This is a genomic window from Photobacterium makurazakiensis, from assembly GCF_050336715.1.
GTDB classification, from domain to species: Bacteria; Pseudomonadota; Gammaproteobacteria; order Enterobacterales; family Vibrionaceae; genus Photobacterium; species Photobacterium makurazakiensis.
In genome coordinates this window covers 40,268-62,680 of record NZ_JAKJSJ010000039.1, presented here as the reverse complement: position 1 = coordinate 62,680, position 22,413 = coordinate 40,268, and the positions used below count along the sequence as shown (strand labels likewise).

Genomic DNA, 22,413 nt, shown 5'->3' with positions numbered 1-22,413 from the left:
CTCTAATATCGTTGATAACTCAATAGTAAGGTGATAATATTTATTTAGGAGTTTAGTTATATTCAATTTTACTTCTTTAAATGAAAACTGTGCTAATGCAAACACCAAGCAAATGCTTGGTGTTTTTTTATGCGAGTTTTCTTTTTTTTATCATGCTTGATATTGTATAAAGATTTACCATAATAAAAGTTGATTCCATCATGGTTCCTCCAATTGACCCTAGAAGTATGTTATTTGTTAGCCAGCAAAATGAATTGAATAAAATTAAATAGCGTAGTTTTAGCCCATCAGCTTTAAATAGCCCCCACGTTGCTACTGATGCACCAAAGATAGTTAATATTTCATAGTAGTGCTGAATATTGGGTAACCCCATAACCCAAAGTAAGCCTATGAAGAACCACATGACATAACTAGACTGTGTTTTGGTGGATGCATAGCTGCGTAATGCGCTAATACCACAACCAAATGCTGCAGTGACAGCGCCCATCAATATAAAGTGACTGCATAGTATGACTTGAAAAACGGTTAGGTGCAGACGGAATTTATTCCCGTCCTGATGCAAGAAGGCACTTGCCCCAACCATAAAAGCGAAAATACCAATGGTTTGAGCAAAGTCTAACTCTGGCATGAGGTTCCCTTTTTATCTTGTCTCTCATCAACTTCTGCTGCAATTTGTTGTAGGCATAATTTTGGACTCGTGAGTACGTTACTATTGGCGGGGTGAATGAATGTCATTGCAGGAGCCATTGATGCTTGCGCTAGTACGATAATATCGGCGCATGAGTCTTGATGGTTTATGTAATTAGCTATCCCTTTAACATAACGTTCTGTGTCACCAGCAGAATAATAAGCCCACACATCAGGGATCACTTGCGTTGTAATACTTGGAGCTTTGTTTTGTTGTGATGCGCAAGCTGTAAGTAATTTAAGGGTTGGATCTAATGTACTTGCTAAAGCGGCGAGTACTAAAATACGTTCATGGGTTATGGCTTTATCTGCCATTGTTCGATCAACGCGAATAACCTTTGCTGAAACATCGGGGGTACTTTCAGCAAGATCGCCAATGGTTGAACAGGTACAGATAATGTAGTTAGCACCAGCTTTGTCTATATCGACAATAGCCTTCTGAACGGTATTTAATACATTTTGTGTTGGGCCATCTTTCATCGCTTGTTGAAGAAGCGCCTCATTGACATGATGTGTAACCGTGACGTTTTTATCCCCAAGGTATTGCTTAATATAGGGTTTAAACAGGGCAATATTGGCTTCTAGTGTGTATAGGAAGGCAATTTTCATGTTTCTAATGCTCCATGCTAGTTTTATTTGGGGTAAAAGAAAGGCTTCCATATGTGGAAGCCTTTATGATGAAAAGTGTTATTTTATTTTACAAGATCAGCGGCTTCACGTGCTAGGCGACCAATTTCATCCCAACGACCTTCGTTGATCATTTTTCTGTCTACCATCCATGTACCACCACATGCGTAAACACGGTCAATAGCGAGGTAGTCTTTAACGTTTTTAATGTTAACGCCACCTGTAGGCATGAGTTGAATATCTGTATATGGCGCAAGAAGTGATTTCAACATATTAATACCACCCGACGCTTCAGCTGGGAAGAACTTCAACGTAGTTAAGCCAAGCTCTAATGCGGCTTCAATTGCACTTGGGTTATTAACACCCGGTACGATATCAATGCCAATTTCCTGACAGGCTTTAACGGTCGTTGGATTAAGGCCTGGTGATACAACAAATGTTGCGCCGGCTTCTTTTGCTGCAATAGCTTGTTCGCGGTTAAGGACGGTACCGGCACCAATTAGCATGTCTGGTTGAGCATCGCGAAGTAGGCGAATAGCTTCTGCCGCAGCATCTGATCTGAACGTGATTTCAGCGGCAGGAAGGCCATTTTCAGACAAGGCTTTGCCTAGTGGAATAATGTCTTCAGCACGGTCGATAGCAATAACTGGGATAATTTTAATTTCAGCCAATTGTTGTGCGATGGTGGTCATTGTATTACTTCCTTTCCTATGAATTTATTTTCTACGATGGTTCGCGCTAGTGTTACAAGGAGAGATTAAAGTCCATCTCTGCTGTCGCGCTACTTGGGATAATCGCACCTTTGTGCTGGATCACCGTACCTGCGAGCTGGTGGCCTTGTAGTGCGGCTTCTCGTGGTGTTTTATCAGTCAGGTAACCCGATAAGAAACCAGCATTAAATGAGTCGCCAGCAGAGGTTGTATCAACAACGGTTTCTACTGGAGTCGTGGCAATTAACTCAGGCGTATCTGTGTTGAAATCGGTATACAGGCAACCTTTTGGTCCTACTTTCAGTACTGCTTGTTTAACGCCCGCCTTCTGTAAACGATCGATAGTCGCTTGTGTTGAGATGTCTCCCCACAAAGCTTCTTCATCGTCATCAGTGACGAGTGCTAGACTGGTGAAAGATAATACTTGCTTGTAACATTCACGCGCTTCATTAGCACTTTCCCATAATGCAGGGCGATAGTTGGAATCGAAAGCAACCTCTACGCCATTGTTAGCCAGTTGGCCAAGCAACGAGACTAACTGCTGACGATCTTCTGCGGGTAAAATGGCTAAGCTAATGCCACTGACGTAAACCATGTCAACGCTCTGTAAATGGCTTTCCACTTTTGCAAAGTCAGGATGACGAATAAGGTAGCGTGCTGCTGACTGGTTACGCCAGTATAGGAATGTTCGCTCCCCCTGATCATCTAATTGGATGAGATACAAACCCGGTTGACGTGATTTATCGCGCAGTACGTGATCAGTATTGATACCTTCCTGCTGCCAGCGCTGTAGCATACCGTCACTGATTGCATCACAGCCAAGCGCTGAAATGTAATCAATATTCACCGATTTACCCGCTGTACGGGCCATGTACACAGCAGTATTGAGAGAATCGCCACCATAGGTTTGGTGCATGGCGCCAAACGGGGCGCCATTAAGCTCAATCATGCATTCGCCGATGATGGCTATACGTTTCATGCTTGCTCTCCAGGTAGACGGAAGTAAGATTTTGCGTTGTTAAAGCAAATATCTTTAATCATCTGACCCAGTAAGTTCATATCATTTGGTGCTTCGCCATTCTCAACCCATTGGCCGATCATGTTACATAGAATACGACGGAAGTATTCGTGGCGAGTGTACGACAGGAAGCTACGTGAATCGGTTAGCATACCCACAAACTGACTCAGTAAGCCCAGTTGAGACAGCTGCTGCATTTGACGTTCCATGCCATCTTTTTGGTCATTGAACCACCAGCCTGAACCGAACTGCACTTTACCGGCAATACCGCCACCTTGGAAGTTACCAATCATGGTTGCCATCATCTCGTTATCACGAGGGTTTAGGCAATATAAGATAGTTTTCGGTAGTTCGTCAGTCATATCCATCGCATTAAGCAACGATGCTAGCTCAAGGGCAAACGGACGGTCTGCCATCGAATCAAAACCAGCATCAGCACCTAATAGTTTGAACATGCGTGTACTGTTGTTACGCTGTGCTCCAAGATGAAGTTGCATTACCCAACCACGTTTCGCATATTGTTGGCCTAGCCAAACTTGAACGGCAGTGGTGAATTGGTCGACTTGTTTTTCTTCTAATGATTCGCCATTTAAGCGGCGAGTCAGCATGTTATCAAGATCAGCTTCTGATGGAATTGCCGCATAGCGGAGAATTTCAATACCATGGTCAGCGGCACGGCAACCGTGAGCGGCGAAGTGATCAAGGCGACGGTCAAGTGCCGTTAATAAATCAGAGAAACGGCTAATATTGATATCAGCGACTTCACCCAGTAGCTGCATGTATTCCGCAAAACCATCAAGCTCTACTTTATAGGCACGGTCTGGACGCCAGCTTGGTGCAACTTCTACATCGAAGCTTTCGTCTTCAGCAATGGCTTTATGGTGCTCTAGCGTGTGGATAGGATCATCCGTTGTACCTGCCATCACCACGTTCATTTGCTTCATAATACCGCGAGCTGAAAATTCAGGGGTAGCAAGCATTTCATTACATTCGTGCCAAATGCCTTCTGCCGTTTCAGGGCCAAATAGTTTGCCCGTAATACCAAACGGACGTCGAAGCTCAAGGTGGCTCCAATGGTAAAGCGGGTTACCAATGGTTTGTGGGACTGTTTTTGCCCAAGCTAAATATTTTTCGTAATCAGAGCTGTCTTTGCCTGTGATTAGTGATTCTTGGATACCTGCAGAGCGCATACCGCGCCATTTATAGTGATCGCCTTCTAACCAAATTTGGCCAAGATTATCAAAGCGACGATCTTCTGCGACTTCTTGTGGGTTTAAGTGGCAGTGGTAATCATAAATCGGCATGTCTTTCGCGAATTCATGATATAGGCGGCGAGCTGTCTCATTAGATAGGAGAAAGTCATCACAAAGGAAATTTTTCATATCGGTCTCCGAAGAAAAGCGCTATTCCTAATTGTATTTATGCTAGGGATAGCGCTGAAAGGTGATTAAAGAGAAGCTACAGCAGCGCGAGCGCCTTTGGTGATGATTAATTGGTATGCTTTAGTGACTTCTGTGACGAACGCTTCGTTCTGAATTAAGTCAGTACCAAAAATGGCCTCGATACTCAAAATGGCTGTCACGACAGAGGTGTTAATACCATGCTCGGCGTAGATAGCTTTGAATTGCTCAACCATTGGGTCACGAACATCAATTGGATTCGTTTTCTCATCAACGGCACTGATGTATGTCATCCAGCCTGCAATGCCCATTGCTAGCCATTTGTAGTCTGTTCCATTCGCGAGGTGGTGACGCAGTGAGCCGCCCATACGCTGAGGGATTTTTTGGCTACCGTCCATCGCGATCTGCCATGTTTGGTGCTTCAAGCTTGGGTTGGTAAATCGCTCGATCAGTAGTTTAGCGTAGCCTTCCAAGTCAGTACCTTCAGGCATGGTCAAAGTCGGGGCTTGTGCTTTCATCATCATGTCGAAAGCGGCTTTACGGTAGCTTTCGTTAGTCATGGTGTCTGAAATATGTTGGTAGCCACCAAGGTAGCCGAGGTAAGCAAGGAATGAGTGGCTGCCGTTTAGCATGCGCAGTTTCATTTCTTCAAAGGGAACAACATCAGCAACAAACTCTGCGCCAGCAACATCCCACTCTGGACGACCGTTCACGAAGTTATCTTCAATTACCCATTGGCGGAATGGTTCACAAGCGATACCACAAGGATCTGCAACGCCAACAAGCTCAGTAATTTCAGTTAATGTTTCAGGGGTTGCTGCAGGTACTATGCGGTCGACCATGGTGCAAGGGAAGGTCACATTTGATTCAATCCAACCTGCTAGTTCTTGATCAACAAGGCTTGCGAAGTCTAAAACGGCAGCACGCGCGACATGACCATTTTCTTGTACGTTATCGCAAGACATGACAGTAAATGGCTTCAGGTTTAATTCGCGACGAATACGCAGTGCTTCAACAATGTAGCCGATTGCAGATTTTGGCTCTCGCGGGTTTTCTAGGTCAGCTTTAATCAAACCATTATTTTTATCTAGACGGCCAGTTGCAGGATCAGCGCAGTAGCCTTTTTCTGTAATGGTCATTGAAACAATGGCAACTTGCTCTTCTGCCATTTTGGCGAGTACCGCTCGTTGGCCATCGAAGTTCGGGTGCAATGATTCAGTGACAGAGCCAATCATTTTGACCGTTGTTGAGTCAGCCCCTTTTTCAGCCACTGTGTATAGGTGGTCTTGTTCACGCAGTTGGGTAATAAGGTCTTCACCACCGAACAGGTTAATTTCACAAATACCCCAATCGCTACCTGTTTTTTCTAACATTTCGTTGGTGAACAACGCTTGGTGTGCTCGGTGAAAAGCACCAAAGCCAAGATGAACGATACGACTTTTTAGTGCAGAGCGATCGAAATTAGGGCGAATGACCTGAGTATTAACGTTTGTGTTTGCAATATTATCCATTGTCTTGTCCTTGATTCCGCCAGCGATGCTGGCGGAATATTTAATGTGGGTGTTGAAGTGCTTTTATTCTTTGATTAGTAACCCAGTACTAAACCAGGAAGGAATAGGCTTAGTTGAGGAATAAAGGTTACAGCCATTAGTGCAAGAATCAGTGCGGCATAGAATGGCAGTAGAGGTTTGATGATCTTATCAATAGACACTTTTGCTACCGAACAACCTATAAACAATGCGCTACCTACTGGTGGTGTACAAATACCAATTGCTAGGTTGAAGGTCATCATGATACCGAAGTGAACAGGGTCAATACCCAAGTCCAATGCAATCGGTAAGAAGATTGGTGTGAATATTAGAACCGCTGGTGTCATGTCCATGAAGATACCCACAATCAATAAGATTATGTTGATGATCAATAGAACAACCAATGGGTTTTCAGAAACAGCAAGTAGGGCATCTGCAATCATGTAAGGGATATCGGCATTTGCCATTGCCCACGACATCCCCATTGAAGCACCGACTAGTAGCAGTACGATAGAGGTTGTTACTGCTGATTCTAGGATGATTTTCGGTAAATCACGGAATTTCACTTCACGGTAAATAAGTACAGCAAGTATGAAGGTGTACACCACGGCAATGGCAGAGGCTTCTGTCGCTGTGAAGATACCACCGATGATACCACCCATAATGATGACGATAAGCATCAACGAAGGTATTGCTTTAAGTAGCGTATCCCAAACTTCTGCCAATGATGGCTTTGGTGCAACTGGATAACCACGGCGCTTAGCAATAAAGCCAGCAACGCACATTAAGCTAAGGCCCATAATGAGACCAGGGATGTAGCCTGCTAAGAACAGGGCTGCAATCGATGTACCACCAGATACCAACGAGAATACAATTAATGTATTACTTGGTGGAATAAGTAAGCCTGTTGGGCACGAAGTAATGTTTACAGCTGCTGAGAAGTGTTCGTCATAGCCGTCTTTCTTCTGTAGCGGCGACATGGTGCCACCAACCGCAGCAGCAGAAGCAACCGCAGAACCTGAAATAGAGCCAAACATCATGTTTGCCATCACGTTTACGTGTGCCAGTGAACCTGGTAGTCGACCACCTAGCACTTTAGCAAAGTTAATTAGGCGAATTGCGATGCCGCCTTGGTTCATGATGTTACCCGCTAAAATAAAGAACGGGATAGCTAATAGTGCAAAGTTATCAAGACCTGCAGCCATACGCTGCGCGACAACCGCAATCGCGGGTTCAAGCGGTAAGCTCATCATGATTGTTGCAAGCGACGATAAACCGATAGCGAAAGAAACAGGGATCCCGAGAGTAAGGAGAACTGCAAAGCTACCAAAAAGTGTGAGAATGACTTGCCATTCCATAGTGGTAATCCTTTATTTAATTAATTCTGTTGAGTTTCAACGGCAGATGGTTGATGAGAAAACAATTGTTTGACTTTTTCTGAACCAAAAACGGCTGAATAGAAAATCATTAGTGCGCCACTGATTGGTAGGCAGAAATAGATATAGCCCATTTCAAGTCCTAGTGCAGGCGTTACTTGCCCTGTTGCTAGCGTTTTTAGTGCAAGGTTGGTTCCACCATATACCAGAACAATGAAGGCAAAAGCGGCAATGGCAAACTGAATGAAAATCTCATTGATGAGTTTGCGCTTACCTGTGAGCTTCATTGTTAGGAGGTCGATAGCAAGGTGGCGTTTTTGGCCTGTTGTGTAGGCTGCGCCGATTAAGGCAACCCACATAAAGAGATAGCGGGCAAGCTCATCTGTAATAGTGCTTGGTTTACCAATAACGTAGCGTGAAATTACTTGCCAAATAACGCAGAAAACCAAAAAAGAAGAAAGCGATACAGTAAACATCGCTAATCCTCTATTTATATAACCAACCAGTTTATTCATCTTCAGTTCCTTTCAATGGGGATGCATGCCTTAAGGTTTGGTTAACCAATGCAAGAGGGTGTTAATCACGTCTCTAAGTAGCATGCTCATTTCTGGCTGAGATTATAGGTAAGGGAGTCAAAAAGTCATGTGAAGGGCGTCACACTTAGCATTGGTTGACCAATTTTTGGGTGTTTATTGTGATTTGGGTCAACCAATTCGATTTTTTGTTTTGACGATTTTCTATTTTAACGACAATATGAGCCCCGTAACCAAGATTACCCTACACAAATGGATTACCAATCTTACGGAGATAACAATAATGATGACACGTAAAAATGTGTTAACAGCAGTAATTGGCGCAGCATTAACTTTCGGCGCAACTGCATCTGCTTATGCAACAACAACATTTAAATTAAGCCACAACCACCCACGTGACCATGCGGTTCACCAAGCAATGGACGCGATGGCGAAAGAAGTTCGTTCATTAACTGACGGTGAAGTTCGAATCCGTATTTACCCAGATGCACAGCTAGGCACACAGCGTGAGTCTATGGAGCTGATGCAGAACGGTGCACTAGAAATGGTGAAAACGAACGCTGCTGAGCTTGAAGCTTTCGCACCAGCTTATGCTGCCTTTAACCTTCCATACCTTTTCCGTGATAAATCACACTATTACAATGTTAAAGAAGGTGAAGTAGGTGAAGAAATTCTTGCTTCTTCACGTGACAGTGGCTTTGTTGGTGTTACTTACTATGATGCAGGTGCACGTAGCTTCTATACATCGAAGCCAATTAACACACCTGAAGATCTGAAAGGTATGAAAATCCGTGTTCAGCCAAGCCCATCTGCAATCGCGATGGTTAATGCACTTGGCGGAAGCGCAACACCGCTTGCATACGGCGAGTTGTATACTGCACTTCAGCAAGGTGTTGTTGATGCAGCAGAAAATAACATTCCATCATTTAGCCTAAGCCGCCATGGTGAAGTTTCTAAATACTTCAGCCTTGACGAGCACACCATGGTTCCAGATGTATTGGTTATCTCGACTAAAGCGTACGATGGCCTTTCTGATGAGCACCGTGACGCGCTGAAAACAGCTGCTAACAACTCTATGGAACTGATGAAGAAGCTATGGGCTGAATCTGAAGCTGAAGAGCGTGCAAATGCAGAAAAACTGGGTGTTAAATTCATTACACCTAATAAAGCTGCTTTCGTAGAAGCGGTACAGCCAATGTATGATGCACTAGAAACATCTAACCCTGAGCTAAACGAAATTGTTGAGCGCATCCAAGCGGTTCAATAATGCTTAAAAAGCAAATTAAATATACATAAATACAGAGTGTTGCCACACTTTCATATAAAGAGGTTGACCAATTTTATTTGGTCATTATGATGGCGTAATAGTGCAATGGAAAATAGTGACAATATCATCATGATGCCTTTTGAACCGAAACGGCCTTATCAAGAGTTAGGGTTAGTACTAAGACAAGAGTTAATAGACGGCCATTACCAAGTAGGGGACCGTTTACCACCAGAGCGTGACATTGCTGAAAGGCTGGATGTTAGCCGTACCGTTGTACGTGAAGCGATTATCATGCTTGAGCTGGAAAACCTTGTTGAGGTAAAGAAAGGCTCCGGGGTATATGTTTTAAATATTCCTAGTCATTCTAACGGTCGCGAGAATGTGATTAGCGATGACGCTGGGCCATTTGAAATGCTGCAAGCAAGGCAGTTGCTAGAAAGTAATATTGCTGAGTTTGCCGCGATTCAAGTAACACCGAGTGATATCGTAAAAATGCGCGCCGCACTTGAATTGGAACGGAACGAGATTGCATGTGGTTCTGTAAATTGTACGGGTGATGAACAGTTTCACCTGTGTATTGCAGAAGCAACGCAAAATTCAGTGCTGGTGGACATGCTCAAGCATTCTTGGGAGCGACGTGAGCAAAGTCCGATGTGGAAAAAGCTTCATACTCACATCAATGATATGGCTTACCGCGAAGAGTGGCTTGAAGATCACGCTAAGATCCTTGCTGCAATGCAGCGTAAAGATCCTATTGCAGCTAAAAACGCCATGTGGCAACACCTTGAAAATGTAAAGCAACGATTATTAGAACTTTCTGATATTGATGACCCGAATTTTGATGGTTATTTATTTAGCTCTAATCCGGTTGTTCTCCTCAGTGGTGAATAAGCATCAATAATAATTAATGGTGCAGGCCAATATTTATTGGCCTTTATTTCTGACAGTTAATTCTTAACTGTTATTTTAAAGTCAAAAAGTACTTAACTTGAATATGTTCAAGCGGGTTAAGTATGTCTGTAAAAAGGTGATTGTCATGGAACAAACCTGGCGCTGGTATGGCCCTAATGATCCTGTTTCCCTTGATGATATTCGTCAGGCTGGTGCAACAGGTATAGTAAACGCATTACACCATATCCCTAATGGTGAAGTGTGGACTAAAGAAGAAATTCTTAAGCGTAAAGAAATTATTGAAGCGAAAGGATTAACTTGGTCTGTTGTTGAAAGTGTGCCTGTACACGAAGAAATTAAAACGCAAACAGGTAACTACCAACAGTGGATTGATAATTACAAGCAAACATTACGTAACCTTGCAGAGTGTGGCATTGATACGGTTTGTTATAACTTTATGCCTGTTTTAGATTGGACACGTACCGATTTAGAATTTGAAATGGCAGATGGTTCAAAAGCTCTGCGTTTTGATCAGATTGCTTTTGCCGCGTTTGAATTACATATTCTTAAGCGCCCTGGTGCTGAAAACGATTATTCAGCAGAAGAGCAAACTCAAGCTCAGGACTATTTTAATAATATGTCTGAAGCTGATATTGCTAAATTAACGGGCAATATTATTGCTGGTCTTCCTGGCGCGGAAGAAGGTTATACACTGGAAGAATTCCAAGCTCAGCTTGATCGCTATGCGGGTATTAGCAAAGACGATCTTCGCCAGCACATGGCACATTTCTTAAAAGAGTTAATGCCAATTTGTGATGCGAACGGCTTAAAGATGGCGGTTCACCCAGATGATCCACCGCGTCCAATTCTTGGTTTACCACGTATTGTATCAACCATTGAAGATATTGATTGGCTGACTAAAGAAGTACCAAGCCAGATGAATGGTATTACAATGTGTACTGGTTCTTACGGTGTGCGTGGTGATAATGATTTGGTTAACATGATCAAGCAGCATGGTGATCGTATCTACTTCACGCATTTGCGTTCGACACAACGTGAAGAGAACCAAATGAGCTTCCATGAAGCTGCTCACCTTGATGGTGACGTTGATATGTACAATGTTGTAATGGCCATTTTGGAAGAAGAACAGCGTCGTGATGAAAAAGGCGATATGCGCTTAATCCCAATGCGTCCTGATCATGGCCACCAGATGCTTGATGATCTAAAGAAGAAAACCAACCCAGGCTATTCAGCCATTGGTCGCTTAAAAGGTCTTGCTGAAGTTCGTGGTTTGGAAATGGCGTTGAAACGCGCATTTTTTAAAAAATAAATAGCAAAACTCTCCTTAATTAAAGGCTCAATTCTTTGAGCCTTTTTTGTTTTTGTCGATCTGAACTATATTTATTTATCCGCTATACCTGTAATGTATACGGCTATTCTAATAAAAACCAAAACCATTCTGCTAACAGGGAATAAAGATGGCCAGCAAAATCTCATTCAAGATAAAGATCCTATCAATTCTAATATTAATATTAATAGCGACCGTGTTAACGTCATTTTTTAGTGTTAATTACTATGTTAGCCGTTATATTTTTGACAGTGATGCTAAAAATATAAATGCACAAATAAGCTTGGTTAATGATAAGTTAGTAGAAGATTTTAATAACAATGTACTACTAGCAGAAAATTTATCACTGAGTTTGACGGGTCTACCTGAAATAAAACAACGTAGTGGATTTTACTCAGTAACCAAAGTTATCTCAGATATTGTCGTTAGCGATGAAGGTCGTATTGACGATGACAAATTGGCACAACAGCGCATTGCTCAAATTTCAGCAGCAAATGGTGTAGAAATAAGTAATGTGTTTTTTGAAAACGAGACTCCACTGATCAGCATCACGATACCAAGAGGTAACAATAGTGGTGATATTTTCTATGTTGATTTAAGAAACATTCAGCAGTTGCTAGCACAATCGGCGGTTGAAGGTAGCTATATGGAGCTGCGTGATCCGCAAGGGACGTTAATTTTCTCAAACCGTATTGAGGGTGATCTGATCCCATATACGAACTCATTAAGCATTGGTGGCAAGGAGTGGCAGTTAACGGGCTATATCGATAGAGGGTTTATCCAGAAAAATACTAATGCCTTAAGTCAAAATATTACCTTTGCGCTGTTACTTGTTTCTATGATCATAATCCCACTGAGTATTGTGATCATTAACAGCATTTTTAAACACCTGAGTTCGCTTCGTAATATTATTGTTGGTTTGTCGAGCGGGGATGCTGATTTAACGCGCCGTCTTGATGTGTATAGCAATGATGATTTAGGCAAAATTGCGATAGGCATTAATAGTTTTATAGCAAACCTTCAACGGATGATGCAGGACGTTGCACAATCAAACAATGAGATACAGAAAGAAGTGGTTGAGCTTAAAACCAAAGCAGAGTCGAATAAATCACTGCTTAACCGTCATACCCAAGAAACAGAAAAAGTGGTAACCGCAATCAATGAGATGAGTGCGACGGCTGATTCTGTTGCGCAAAGTGGTATTCAAGCCTCTGAGTTTACCCAGCAAACGAATATCGAAGCGGAAAAATCAAAAGAAGTGGTTCGTGTAGCTTCACTCAGTGTTAATGCTTTGGCTGAAGAGGTCGATGGCATGTCATCCTCAATCCAAACAATGAGTGATGATTTTGAAAAAATTGATGGTGTACTTCATGTCATTGGTGAAATAGCCGCACAAACTAATTTACTCGCCCTAAATGCAGCTATTGAAGCGGCAAGAGCAGGGGAACAAGGGCGTGGCTTTGCCGTGGTCGCGGACGAAGTACGTGCGTTGGCAGCGAGAACTCAGCAAAGTACCTCTGAAATTGATGCTATGTTGTCTGACTTACGTAAGGCTACATCTGTTGTTGTACAGTCAATGGAAACTACAAAAGGCAGTTGCAGCCAAACCGTTGAACACACAGCAAATGTGATGGGTTCATTAGATGTTATGACGGGATCTATTCGTCAGATTAACGACTTGACCGCTCAAATTGCAGAGTCTGCCAAAGAGCAGAGTGTCGTTACGGAAGATGTGAATCAGAACATGATAGCTATTCATGACATGATCCGTGAGCTAAACAATAATGCAGAAGATACCGTTGCAAGCAGCGAGAAACTTGCTGTGACCAATAGCCAGCTTAATGGCATGGTGGGGAGCTTTAAAATCAACTAATAGAATATAATCGCGCACATTTGAATACCTCCAATAGCAAGTTACCATTGGAGGTACTCAATGATTACTTTTTGACACTTTTGTTTTGTAATCTACGTAATAGTGTAATAACAAATAAAAAGCTGGTGATTAAAGGTATGCTTGAAGGGGCAGGTACTTCGCCGTAAAGAGTAAATGCGTGGTGCCAGCCATTGCCTTCCGCATTCCAAGTATTTCCTGAATCAAGAGAGAAAAAGCCAGTTGATGATGAGCTGCCGTCTGGACCTCCATCAGAAGTCATCCACCAGCTTGTTCCGCTACCAGAGGCATTACTGAGGCGATATCCAATCCAATACGTATCTGCGGTAAGGTCTAAATTCAGCCCTAGTATTGAGTAGTTGTAAACTGGCCGCCCAAATAGTGTTCCGCCAGCTGCCGTGCGTGAAAAGTTGGATGTACTTATTGTATTTAGTAAGGAATCTGGTTGTCCAGCAAGATTACTGTATACATAAAACTCGATTAAGTTACTAGGGTTAAAACCATTATCATCAACGGTAGTAAAGTGAAATTCAGTAATTGTCATTGACTGAGTAAAGCTAACATCATCAGTCACTCTAATATCGGGAAAAGCTGGTGGTGATGTCGCTCGTCCATTAAACCCATCTGGTGTTAGGTTATTATCCCAAATTAGAGCAGCATGTGCTGAAGATACTTGAAGGATCAAAAGTAAAGAAAAGACTAAACGAATTATATTGCTCATCACAACAAACCTCGATGAATTAATATGTGTGATTCAATAGATGGCAATCTTTATGCCAAATTTTAATTGTTAATATAATCAATCATTTATATTGTATTTTGATATCTTTTAACGTGAAACTGTAAAAAATATGGACACTTGAATGAATATTTTTATTTCTTGTTAATGTAATTGGTTAAGTTAGAGGGGGGGGCTCTGAACATTGTAACTAGGCAAGTCGATAAGCTATTGAGCAAAAAGTTAGCAGGGCATAGGATAGAAGGTTATGACTTTTTGCCTTTATACCAGCAAGGAATGCTAATTTATGTCCATTACGTTTACCCAACTCCACTATCAAAGCGCAACTACTGACCTATCTATTCCTGAGTGGCAAGTTCAATCAAACCAACATTGGGCTATTTTTTCTAGTTACGGCCAAGCAGGAACCCTCCTTGTAGATTTAATTAGCGGCGACCTTGAAGCAAGCTCAGGGAACATTCTTGGCTTACCTGAGAAGGTTGGCGTGATGTCGCTTGCTCGTCAGCAAGCACTGTTAGAGGCTGAAATTAAAAAAGACGACACCGACTTCCTCGATAGGATTGATTCTGGTTCGACGGTTGAGCAGCTGGTGCGCGAATGCTGTGCAGATGTCAGTGAACTGGAAGCCATTTTAGAGCAGGTTGATTTAGTGGCACTGCGAGAGCGTGGTTTTCGTATGCTCTCGACTGGGGAAACGCGACGACTGATGTTGGCTCGAGCTTTAGCACCTAAACCATCACTGCTAGTGTTAGATGAACCATATGCTGGACTTGATATCCAGCACCAGCGTGATTTGTCACTATTACTCAATAATTTAAGTGATAGTGTGCAATTTCTGCTAGTGACTTCACGAGAGGATGAGTTACCCGATTGTATTAGCCATATCGCACTATTTGATGGTGGTAATCTAGCCCAAACCCTGACGCGTGATGAGTGGCTACATCACCCTGTACTGCAGCAACTAAAAGCCCAATCTGCTGAACGAAGTGAGGAAGTACTTACATTAATTCGTAAAAAACGTCATCAAGCGGCTATGCCAGATCCGTTAGTGGAGTTAACAAATGGCAAGGTCGAGTACATAGATAAACTGATTTTTCAGAATGTGAATTGGCGAGTTAATAACGGCGAGCACTGGCAGGTTAGAGGCCCTAATGGTTGCGGAAAAAGTACCTTACTTGGCTTGATTTTTGGTGATCACCCACAGTGTTATAGTAATGATATTTCTATATTCGGTATGCAGCGTGGTAGTGGTGAAACCGTGTGGGACATCAAACAACATATAGGCATGGTGTCATCGGCTTTACACTTGCAATACCGGGTATCGTGCAGTGCTCTCGATGTCGTACTTTCTGGCTTTTATGATTCGATTGGTCTGTACCAACAGCCGAGCCAGAATGAGATCAACCAAGCGAGAGAATGGTTAGCAATATTCCACATGTCTGACTTGGCATCGGTTTCATTTCGTCAACTTGAATATGGTCAACAGCGGCTGCTGCTTATTGCCCGTGCTTTAATTAAACAGCCTTTGTTGTTGATTTTAGATGAGCCGTACCAAGGCTTAGATTTCCTCAGTCGTCGATTGGTGTATAACGCGTTAGAAATGGTCGCAAAGGAAAACTTAAGCCAATTGCTCTATGTATCACATCATCAGGAAGATGCTTTACCAAGTATTACCAACTTTGTTGAGTTTGTACCGCAGGGGCGGGGGGAAGGCAGTAATCATAAATCTTTTACAGTTAAAATTATTAAAGGCTAACTGATGCTTCTATGAAGCCTAAATATTTAGTTTAGGCTTTTACCATGCTTATTATATGTTGAATTGAAAGTGTGAATTATAGGCGCTGTGCGATTTATTTAATTATATATATCATTATTAAAGATTATTAACAGCAAGTTAATGGTGATTTCATTTCTTAATTGGGAATTAATACCAATAAAAAACAAACTATAAAACAAGCACTTATAGTGCGTGGTGGTTGTTATCATTGTTGTTGTTTAAATATTGATTTTTCACGGTTAATTTTTGCTCTTAAAATAACTTAAGCTTTATGTAATTTATTAACACATAACTTCTTAATTTGATTCCGATCATTAATCTTCAGCGATTACTACTTTAGTATCATCAAAAAATAATAGGTTTAAGAACTTACTCTGTTGTCTATCAACGCAAGGTTGATTGCATCTGTGTGAGTTTAACCCCTCACATTCATAATGGTCGCAATATGAAAAATTGGATAAATGAAGCAATTCTATCCCCGATAAAGCGTCGTACCTTCATTAAATGGAGTGCAGCTGTCGGTGGCGCTACGGTAGCTGTTGGATCGGGTCTACCTCTAAAAGCTGTCGCTAAAACAGAGGAAGCCGCGAGTGAGACCAAAACCGTGTGGTCTGCATGTATGGTTAACTGTGGTAGTCGTTGTGCTTTAAGAGTGCATACCCAAGCTGGCGTGATCACGCAGATTGAAACCGATAACCGTGGTGACGATAGTGAATTTGGTCAACACCAAATCCGTGCATGTCTGCGTGGTCGTTCAATCAAGCACCGCGTCTATAACCCTGACCGTCTTAAATACCCAATGAAGCGTATAGGTGAACGTGGTGAAGGCCGTTTCGAGCGTATCAGCTGGGACGAAGCACTTGATCTGATGGCAGACAAGTTGAAGTACACCATTAAAGAATACGGTAACGACTCCATTTTTGTTACTTATGGTTCAGGAACGCAGGGCTACCGTACTGACGGTAAAGGTTGTTTCACGCGACTATTTAATATGATGGGTGGTTTCCTCGAATATTACGGAAACTACAGCTGGGGACAAATCCAGTTTGCGCTGCCATTTACCTATGGCGATAAAAAAGCATCGGCTTTCGGTTCGTATACATCCGAAATTGAGAATGCTGAATTACTGGTGATGTTTGGCTACAACCCGGCAGAAACCCGTATGAGTGGTGGCGGCGAGATACATGAGCACATCGCTGCTCAGCGTAAGAGAAATGTTCGTACTATCATTATTGACCCACGATACACTGATACCATGCTGGGTAAAGAGGATGAGTGGTTAGCGATTCGTCCAGGTACCGATGCAGCCTTGGTTGAAGGTATTGCTCATGTTCTGATCACAGAGAATCTTGTCGATCAAGCATTCCTTGATAAGTACTGTCAGGGCTTTGATGAGAAAACATTGCCTGCAAGTGCGCCTGCAAATGGTCATTACAAAGCTCACATTCTGGGCCAAGGCACTGATGGCATCGAAAAGACACCAAAGTGGGCGGCTGAAGTTACAGGTATTCCTGAGAAGAAGATCATTCAATTAGCACGTGAAATTGGTACGGCAAAACCTTGTTTTATCACTCAAGGTTCAGGTATCCAGCGTCAGGCTAATGGTGAGCAAGCGTCTCGTGCCATTGTTATGCTGCCAATCCTAACTGGTAACATTGGCCTGCCGGGGACTAATACCGGTGATATGCCAGCGAACTATGGCTATCCTGCGCCAGTTATTCCTGTCGATCCAAACCCAATAAAAGTAAAAGTCCCGTTCTTCAAGTGGAGTGATGCTATTTGGCGCCACGAAGAAATGACAGATAAAACGGATGGTATTCAAGGTGGCGAGCGTTTGCGTACGCCAATTAAGTTCATCCTTTCATACTCTGGCAATATGCTGATGAACCAGCATTCAGACCTTAATCGTCACGCTGAAATCATCAAAGATGAGTCATTAGCAGAGTTCATTGTTGTGTGTGATAACCACATGACCGCTTCAGCTCGCTATGCAGATCTACTGTTGCCAGATGTCACCACAATTGAAAACAACGAAGTAAGCTCAGACGGCTACGCATCAGGTTCTATGGCCGGTCTATGGCCGTTGGTTCGTGCTATTGAGCCATTGTATGAAACACGCAGTGCCTACCAGATGTGTGCAGAGCTTTCTAAGCGCTTTGGCTTATATGAGCAATATACTGAAGGCCGTACTCGTGATGAGTGGCTGGAATACTTGTATGCAGAGCGAATGAAGCAAGATCCAAACATTCCTTCGCTGGAGCAACTTCGTAAAGAAGGCCCATACACAATTGTTGCGCCGAAAGAAGGCCGTATCGCTCTGGAAGAATTCCGTAATGATCCAGAAGCTAACCCTGTAGGCACACCATCTGGCCGTATTGAGATTTACTCAACCAAGCTAGAGACGATTGCTAAAGAGTGGGATCTAAAAGACGGTGATGTGATTACACCGCTGCCTAAGTACGTGACGACATGGGAAAGCCACTTGGATCCGAAGACCCAAGAATTCCCACTGCAACTGTTTGGGTATCATACCAAAGGCCGTACCCACTCCACCTACCATAACATCCCGTGGCTACGTGAAGCGGTGTTCGACGGCATCTGGATGAACCCAATGGATGCGGCGAAGCGCAACTTGAAGAGCGGTGATTTCGTTAAAGTATGGAATGACCGTGGTGAAATTCGTATCGCAATAAAAGTAACGCCTCGTATCATGCCGGGTGTAGCAGCCATGGGCCAAGGTGCATGGTATAGCCCAGACAAGAAAGGGGTTGACCAAGGCGGTTGTATCAACTCGCTAACGTCACCACGTGCGACCCCGTTATCAAAAGGTAACGCGCAGCACACCATTCTAGTTGAAGTAGCCAAGGCCTAAGGAGAAGCGTAAATGACTCAATATGGTTTCCACGTTGATACCAGTAAATGTACTGGCTGCAAAACGTGCCAAGTATCTTGTAAAGACAAAAGTGATCTACCGGTCGGCGTTAACTGGCGTCGTGTTTATGAATATGCTGGTGGTGATTGGGTAAAGCATGAAGATGGCACATTCAGCAATGATGTGTTCGCTTATTACATGTCAATTAGCTGTAACCACTGTAGTAACCCTGCTTGTACTAAGGCATGTCCAACAGGCGCGATGCATAAGCGTAAAGAAGACGGCTTGGTTGTGGTTAACGAAGAGGTCTGTGTAGGCTGTCGTTACTGTGAAATGGCATGTCCTTACGGTGCACCACAGTACAACCCAGAAAAGAAAAACATGACTAAGTGTGACGGTTGCTACGAGCGAATCGGCACTGGTCAAAAGCCTGTTTGTATTGAATCTTGCCCGCTACGTGCACTAGATTTCGGCCCTATTAACGAGCTACGCGAGAAATACGGCGTCCGTGCAGATATTGCGCCGTTGCCAGATCCTCGTTTAACAAGCCCTAACTTAATTGTTAGTACATGTTCAAATAGCAAACTAACCGGCGATAAGAAGGGAAGTATCCAAAACCCAACGGAGGTGGGCGAATGAGCCAGTTATCACTAGTCTTCTTTACTGTATTGGCACAAAGTGCCGTTGGTATGTTCATTGCGCTCGGCTTGGTTGAAATGTTATTTAAGCCAAACGAAAAAGCAATGACACGTAGTTTTATTGCTGTGTTCGTATTGCTGGGTGTTGGTGCTATCGCATCGGTCACTCACCTTGGTCATCCACTTCGCATGTTCAATGTGATGTTTGGTCTTGCTCATGGCAGTGCTCTTAGTCTTGAAATCGTTGGCTTAAGCCTATTTGGTGGCGCTGGTGCAGCGTACACAGGTATGCGATTGTTCAATATAAAGCCTGAAATTCGCCAACGTTTACTGCCTGTTGCAATGGTACTAGGTGTGGTATTCATTCTAGCCATTGCTAACGTTTATACGTTGGTGACAGTACCAACGTGGAATACACCATTTACTTCATTCCAGTTCTTAATGACGGCAGCCGTATTGGGTCCGATTGCGGCAGCAGTTATGCTACGTGTTCAGTCTACTGGCATGGGTGAACTGGGTGAAAAAGCAGATCGTACTCTAGCGGTTTCAGCATCTGTATTTGGGTTAGTCGCGTTAATGGGCTATGCCGCCTACTTGGTATGGCTTGGTCAGTTAGACCTTCACGTTAACCCATTCGAGGTTGTGGACTACTCGTTCCGTCTAGCAATGATGCGTGTTGGTTTGCTGCTGGCTGGTGTATTATTCTGGTTAGTGAGTGCAATGAAAGGTACGCACAGTGCCAAGCATATTACGATTGCGAGCTTTATGTTGGTACTCGTGTCTGAGTTTATGGGACGTGCTTTCTTCTATGATGTTTACATCAGTGCAAGTGCTGGTATGTAAAACACGTTGAGAACTATTCACTCTATTTGATTAAGCAAGGAAGGCTGATTATTCAGCCTTCTTTTTTGGAAGAAATATGACTGAGCAACAATTTCAAACATTAGCAGGCTTGTCGCTGGTAAGCCGATTCTTTTATCAGGCTTTTCATCAAGCACCAACCGCTGAGTTTGTTGATGCAATTTACCAAGAATCATTGATTGAGCAGTGGCCGTTAGATGCTGATAACGACTCGTTAGCGCAAGGGCTTGAATTACTGAAGCAACAACCAGATATTAAAAGCTTATCAGTGGATTTTCAGACTTTGTTCATTGGTCCTGATGCATTGAAGGCTGCGCCTTGGGCATCGGTATATTTGACCGAAGAGCAGACTATCTTTGGTCAGCCAACATTAGATATTAAAGCGTTCTATGCTCAATTCGGTATCGAAATTGACACGGGCGAACGTGAGCCAGAAGATCATATTGGTTTAATTTTCACTTTTCTTGCTCATCTTTCCGAGATGGCACTGCAGCAAGATCTTGATGAAGATAAGCCATCACCATTATTATGTGCACTGGAAAAGTTCCTAACTGAACATGTACTAACATGGGCACCACGAATGCTGCATATCATGCGTGATGAAGCTGAAACTGATTTTTATAAAGGAATTAGTTTTGCTGCTGAAGGCACGCTACGCCAGTTTGCTCAGTTAGTGAAGGCTGATTACCGTATCGTTCGTTTGCATCGCTAATGAAATAGGGCAAGGTTGTGGCAGAAAAAAGTGAAAAGTACTACAAAGCGGTATTAGAACATAAGCACGTTAGTCGGAGAGGTCTGTTCCGAGGCTTGTTCTCAGGTGTAAAGAAAACGCAGCAAGAAGCTGTGGTCGAATCATTTACTCGTAAAGTAGCTCGCCCTCCTCAAGCCGTTGACGAAGCATTACTTGATAAGTTTTGCGATGGCTGTGGCGAGTGTGAAAAAGCCTGCCCACAACAGGTGATCAGTATGATTGCTGGTAAGCCAGAGCTTCATCTTGACTGTAATTACTGCACTGATTGTGGAGAATGCCAAAAAGCTTGCCCAACAAAAGCCCTATCGAATAACGTTGCATCGACTGGCATGATCCCCACCTTTAGCGGCTCTTGTCGTCGCTTACTCCACGGTTATTGCGAGATGTGTGCAGAAGATTGCCCTAAACAGGCCATTGATCTAAGCGATAAACGACCCGCGGTACTGAAAGATAAATGTACCGGCTGTGGCCAATGTCGGATGTCATGCCCGATGGGAGCAATTAGCTTCGAACTTACTGCTATACAGCCAATCCCCGTTAAACCCTTATAAACTCATTACTTTTCTAAAATTGGCCTGATAATAATCAGGCCAATTTTTTAGCTTATACCAAGCTATAAAGTACTTGATCAGACTTACTGGTTAAAACCGTTGTTCTCTACGTTAGATATTTTGTTACTTTCCAACTGCCTACCTTAGTTGTGCTCATACCCTCTCAGATTAAATGATAATTATTTTCATTAAAATGGTTCGTTTAGTGTTGAAATTTCATTTTGAACCTATATTATGGTCTATATATCTTAATGAGCCATTAGTGAGAATAGAGAGATAAGTATGTCCAGCACTTATGCTTATGTTCGCTTGTCACCCAAATACCAAGATTTCGAAGCACATGTCGCGGAGATAAAGGCGGCATACCCTTCTGCCCAGTTATTTCAAGAAACTGGTGTGAAAGGTTACGTACCTGTTGAAGAGCGACCTGTGTACCAAATTATGTATGAGCAGATGCAGGAAGGCGATACTTTGGTCGTTTGGTGGATAGGGGCACTTGGACGTGATTTCGAACGCTGTCGTGATGCGATAAATGGCATTCTCAATAAAGGCGTTTGCATTCAAACGATCAACCAAAACCTGTTATTTCGTCCTAACTGTGAAATGACAGGAATGATGATGAAATTACTTACCGGTTATGCAGAAGCTGATAGTCGTCATCGGCTAGCAGCCGCTAAATTTGGCCGCGAGGCATTACGTGATGATCCCGATGAATGGAAACAAAAGTTTCGAGGGCGTAGAGCAAATAAAGAATTACATCGCTTGATTGCTTCATTGTTGCTCGAAGGTAAAACCTTACAAGAAGCGGCAGAAGGCGCACAAACGAGCGTGTCTACGGTGAAACGTGTAAAAGCTAAATTGTCTGAAATGGGTGAGGCCGGAGAGTTACGTCGTCGGCATAAGCATCATCAGGCTGATGGCGATGAAAATAAATAGAAGAGATTAAA

The 22,413-nt window shown here is 43.1% G+C and carries 20 protein-coding genes; 11 read left to right on the top strand and 9 right to left on the bottom strand.

The annotated features are described in order from the left end of the window. Positions 1-127: 127 nt before the first annotated feature. The 8 genes from L4D09_RS17780 to L4D09_RS17745 form a co-directional block, all read right to left on the bottom strand. On the bottom strand, positions 128-628 hold the full coding sequence (locus L4D09_RS17780) for a YgjV family protein (protein ID WP_428458858.1): 501 nt from the start codon (positions 626-628) through the stop codon (positions 128-130). After that, the gene (locus L4D09_RS17775; protein ID WP_428458857.1) at positions 616-1,296 is read right to left on the bottom strand and encodes a hypothetical protein; all 681 of its coding nucleotides are present in this window, start codon (positions 1,294-1,296) and stop codon (positions 616-618) included. Before L4D09_RS17775 ends, L4D09_RS17780 begins: the two co-directional genes overlap by 13 nt. Before the next feature lie 83 nt (positions 1,297-1,379). Further along, on the bottom strand, positions 1,380-2,006 hold the full coding sequence (locus L4D09_RS17770) for a bifunctional 4-hydroxy-2-oxoglutarate aldolase/2-dehydro-3-deoxy-phosphogluconate aldolase (RefSeq protein ID WP_428458856.1): 627 nt from the start codon (positions 2,004-2,006) through the stop codon (positions 1,380-1,382). Between the two features lie 52 nt (positions 2,007-2,058). After that, entirely contained in the window at positions 2,059-3,003 is a 945-nt protein-coding gene (locus L4D09_RS17765; protein WP_428458855.1) for a sugar kinase, read from the bottom strand. Then, entirely contained in the window at positions 3,000-4,424 is a 1,425-nt protein-coding gene (gene uxaC, locus L4D09_RS17760; protein ID WP_428458854.1) for a glucuronate isomerase, read from the bottom strand. The genes L4D09_RS17765 and uxaC overlap by 4 nt, the downstream gene beginning before the upstream one ends. A 65-nt stretch (positions 4,425-4,489) precedes the next feature. Next, positions 4,490-5,953 carry a fructuronate reductase gene (locus L4D09_RS17755; RefSeq protein ID WP_428458853.1) on the bottom strand — a complete coding sequence of 488 codons (1,464 nt, stop codon included), beginning with the start codon at positions 5,951-5,953 and terminating at the stop codon, positions 4,490-4,492. A gap of 74 nt (positions 5,954-6,027) precedes the next feature. Beyond that, positions 6,028-7,329, bottom strand: coding sequence for a TRAP transporter large permease (locus tag L4D09_RS17750; RefSeq protein WP_428458852.1), 1,302 nt, complete (start codon positions 7,327-7,329; stop codon positions 6,028-6,030). Positions 7,330-7,349: 20 nt separating this feature from the next. Then, complete coding sequence (locus tag L4D09_RS17745; RefSeq protein WP_428458851.1) at positions 7,350-7,862, bottom strand: TRAP transporter small permease; 513 nt, start codon at positions 7,860-7,862, stop codon at positions 7,350-7,352. 301 nt (positions 7,863-8,163) lie between these two features. Between L4D09_RS17745 and L4D09_RS17740 the strand changes: the two genes are divergently transcribed. The 4 genes from L4D09_RS17740 (at position 8,164) to L4D09_RS17725 (ending at position 13,259) form a co-directional block, all read left to right on the top strand. Further along, positions 8,164-9,147 (top strand): TRAP transporter substrate-binding protein, encoded by a 984-nt coding sequence (locus L4D09_RS17740; RefSeq protein ID WP_428458850.1) that lies wholly within the window; start codon positions 8,164-8,166, stop codon positions 9,145-9,147. A 105-nt stretch (positions 9,148-9,252) separates the two neighbouring features. Then, positions 9,253-10,038: an FCD domain-containing protein gene (locus tag L4D09_RS17735; protein ID WP_428458849.1), complete on the top strand. Its 786-nt coding sequence runs from the start codon at positions 9,253-9,255 to the stop codon at positions 10,036-10,038. Positions 10,039-10,183: 145 nt separating this feature from the next. Next, positions 10,184-11,368, top strand: a complete 1,185-nt coding sequence (gene uxuA, locus L4D09_RS17730) for a mannonate dehydratase (RefSeq protein ID WP_428458848.1) — start codon at positions 10,184-10,186, stop codon at positions 11,366-11,368. 148 nt (positions 11,369-11,516) lie between these two features. Beyond that, positions 11,517-13,259, top strand: coding sequence for a methyl-accepting chemotaxis protein (locus L4D09_RS17725; protein ID WP_428458847.1), 1,743 nt, complete (start codon positions 11,517-11,519; stop codon positions 13,257-13,259). A 64-nt stretch (positions 13,260-13,323) separates the two neighbouring features. Here L4D09_RS17725 and L4D09_RS17720 read toward each other — a convergent pair whose 3' ends face one another. Then, positions 13,324-13,998: a hypothetical protein gene (locus L4D09_RS17720; RefSeq protein ID WP_428458846.1), complete on the bottom strand. Its 675-nt coding sequence runs from the start codon at positions 13,996-13,998 to the stop codon at positions 13,324-13,326. A gap of 304 nt (positions 13,999-14,302) precedes the next feature. Between L4D09_RS17720 and modF the strand changes: the two genes are divergently transcribed. The 7 genes from modF to L4D09_RS17685 all read left to right on the top strand — a co-directional run bounded on the left by modF (position 14,303) and on the right by L4D09_RS17685 (position 22,402). Beyond that, a complete protein-coding gene (modF, locus tag L4D09_RS17715; protein ID WP_428458845.1) occupies positions 14,303-15,772 on the top strand; it encodes a molybdate ABC transporter ATP-binding protein ModF in 1,470 nt (489 codons plus the stop codon). Positions 15,773-16,238: 466 nt separating this feature from the next. Beyond that, a complete protein-coding gene (locus L4D09_RS17710) occupies positions 16,239-18,665 on the top strand; it encodes a DMSO/selenate family reductase complex A subunit (protein WP_428458844.1) in 2,427 nt (808 codons plus the stop codon). 12 nt (positions 18,666-18,677) lie between these two features. Further along, positions 18,678-19,304 (top strand): DMSO/selenate family reductase complex B subunit, encoded by a 627-nt coding sequence (locus L4D09_RS17705; protein ID WP_428458843.1) that lies wholly within the window; start codon positions 18,678-18,680, stop codon positions 19,302-19,304. Beyond that, on the top strand, positions 19,301-20,146 hold the full coding sequence (locus tag L4D09_RS17700) for a dimethyl sulfoxide reductase anchor subunit family protein (protein WP_428458842.1): 846 nt from the start codon (positions 19,301-19,303) through the stop codon (positions 20,144-20,146). Before L4D09_RS17705 ends, L4D09_RS17700 begins: the two co-directional genes overlap by 4 nt. 76 nt (positions 20,147-20,222) lie before the next feature. After that, positions 20,223-20,876 (top strand): TorD/DmsD family molecular chaperone, encoded by a 654-nt coding sequence (locus tag L4D09_RS17695; protein ID WP_428458841.1) that lies wholly within the window; start codon positions 20,223-20,225, stop codon positions 20,874-20,876. Between the two features lie 17 nt (positions 20,877-20,893). Then, positions 20,894-21,466, top strand: coding sequence for a 4Fe-4S binding protein (locus L4D09_RS17690; protein WP_428458840.1), 573 nt, complete (start codon positions 20,894-20,896; stop codon positions 21,464-21,466). 282 nt (positions 21,467-21,748) lie between these two features. Beyond that, positions 21,749-22,402: a recombinase family protein gene (locus tag L4D09_RS17685; protein WP_428458839.1), complete on the top strand. Its 654-nt coding sequence runs from the start codon at positions 21,749-21,751 to the stop codon at positions 22,400-22,402. The last annotated feature ends 11 nt before the right edge of the window (positions 22,403-22,413 follow it).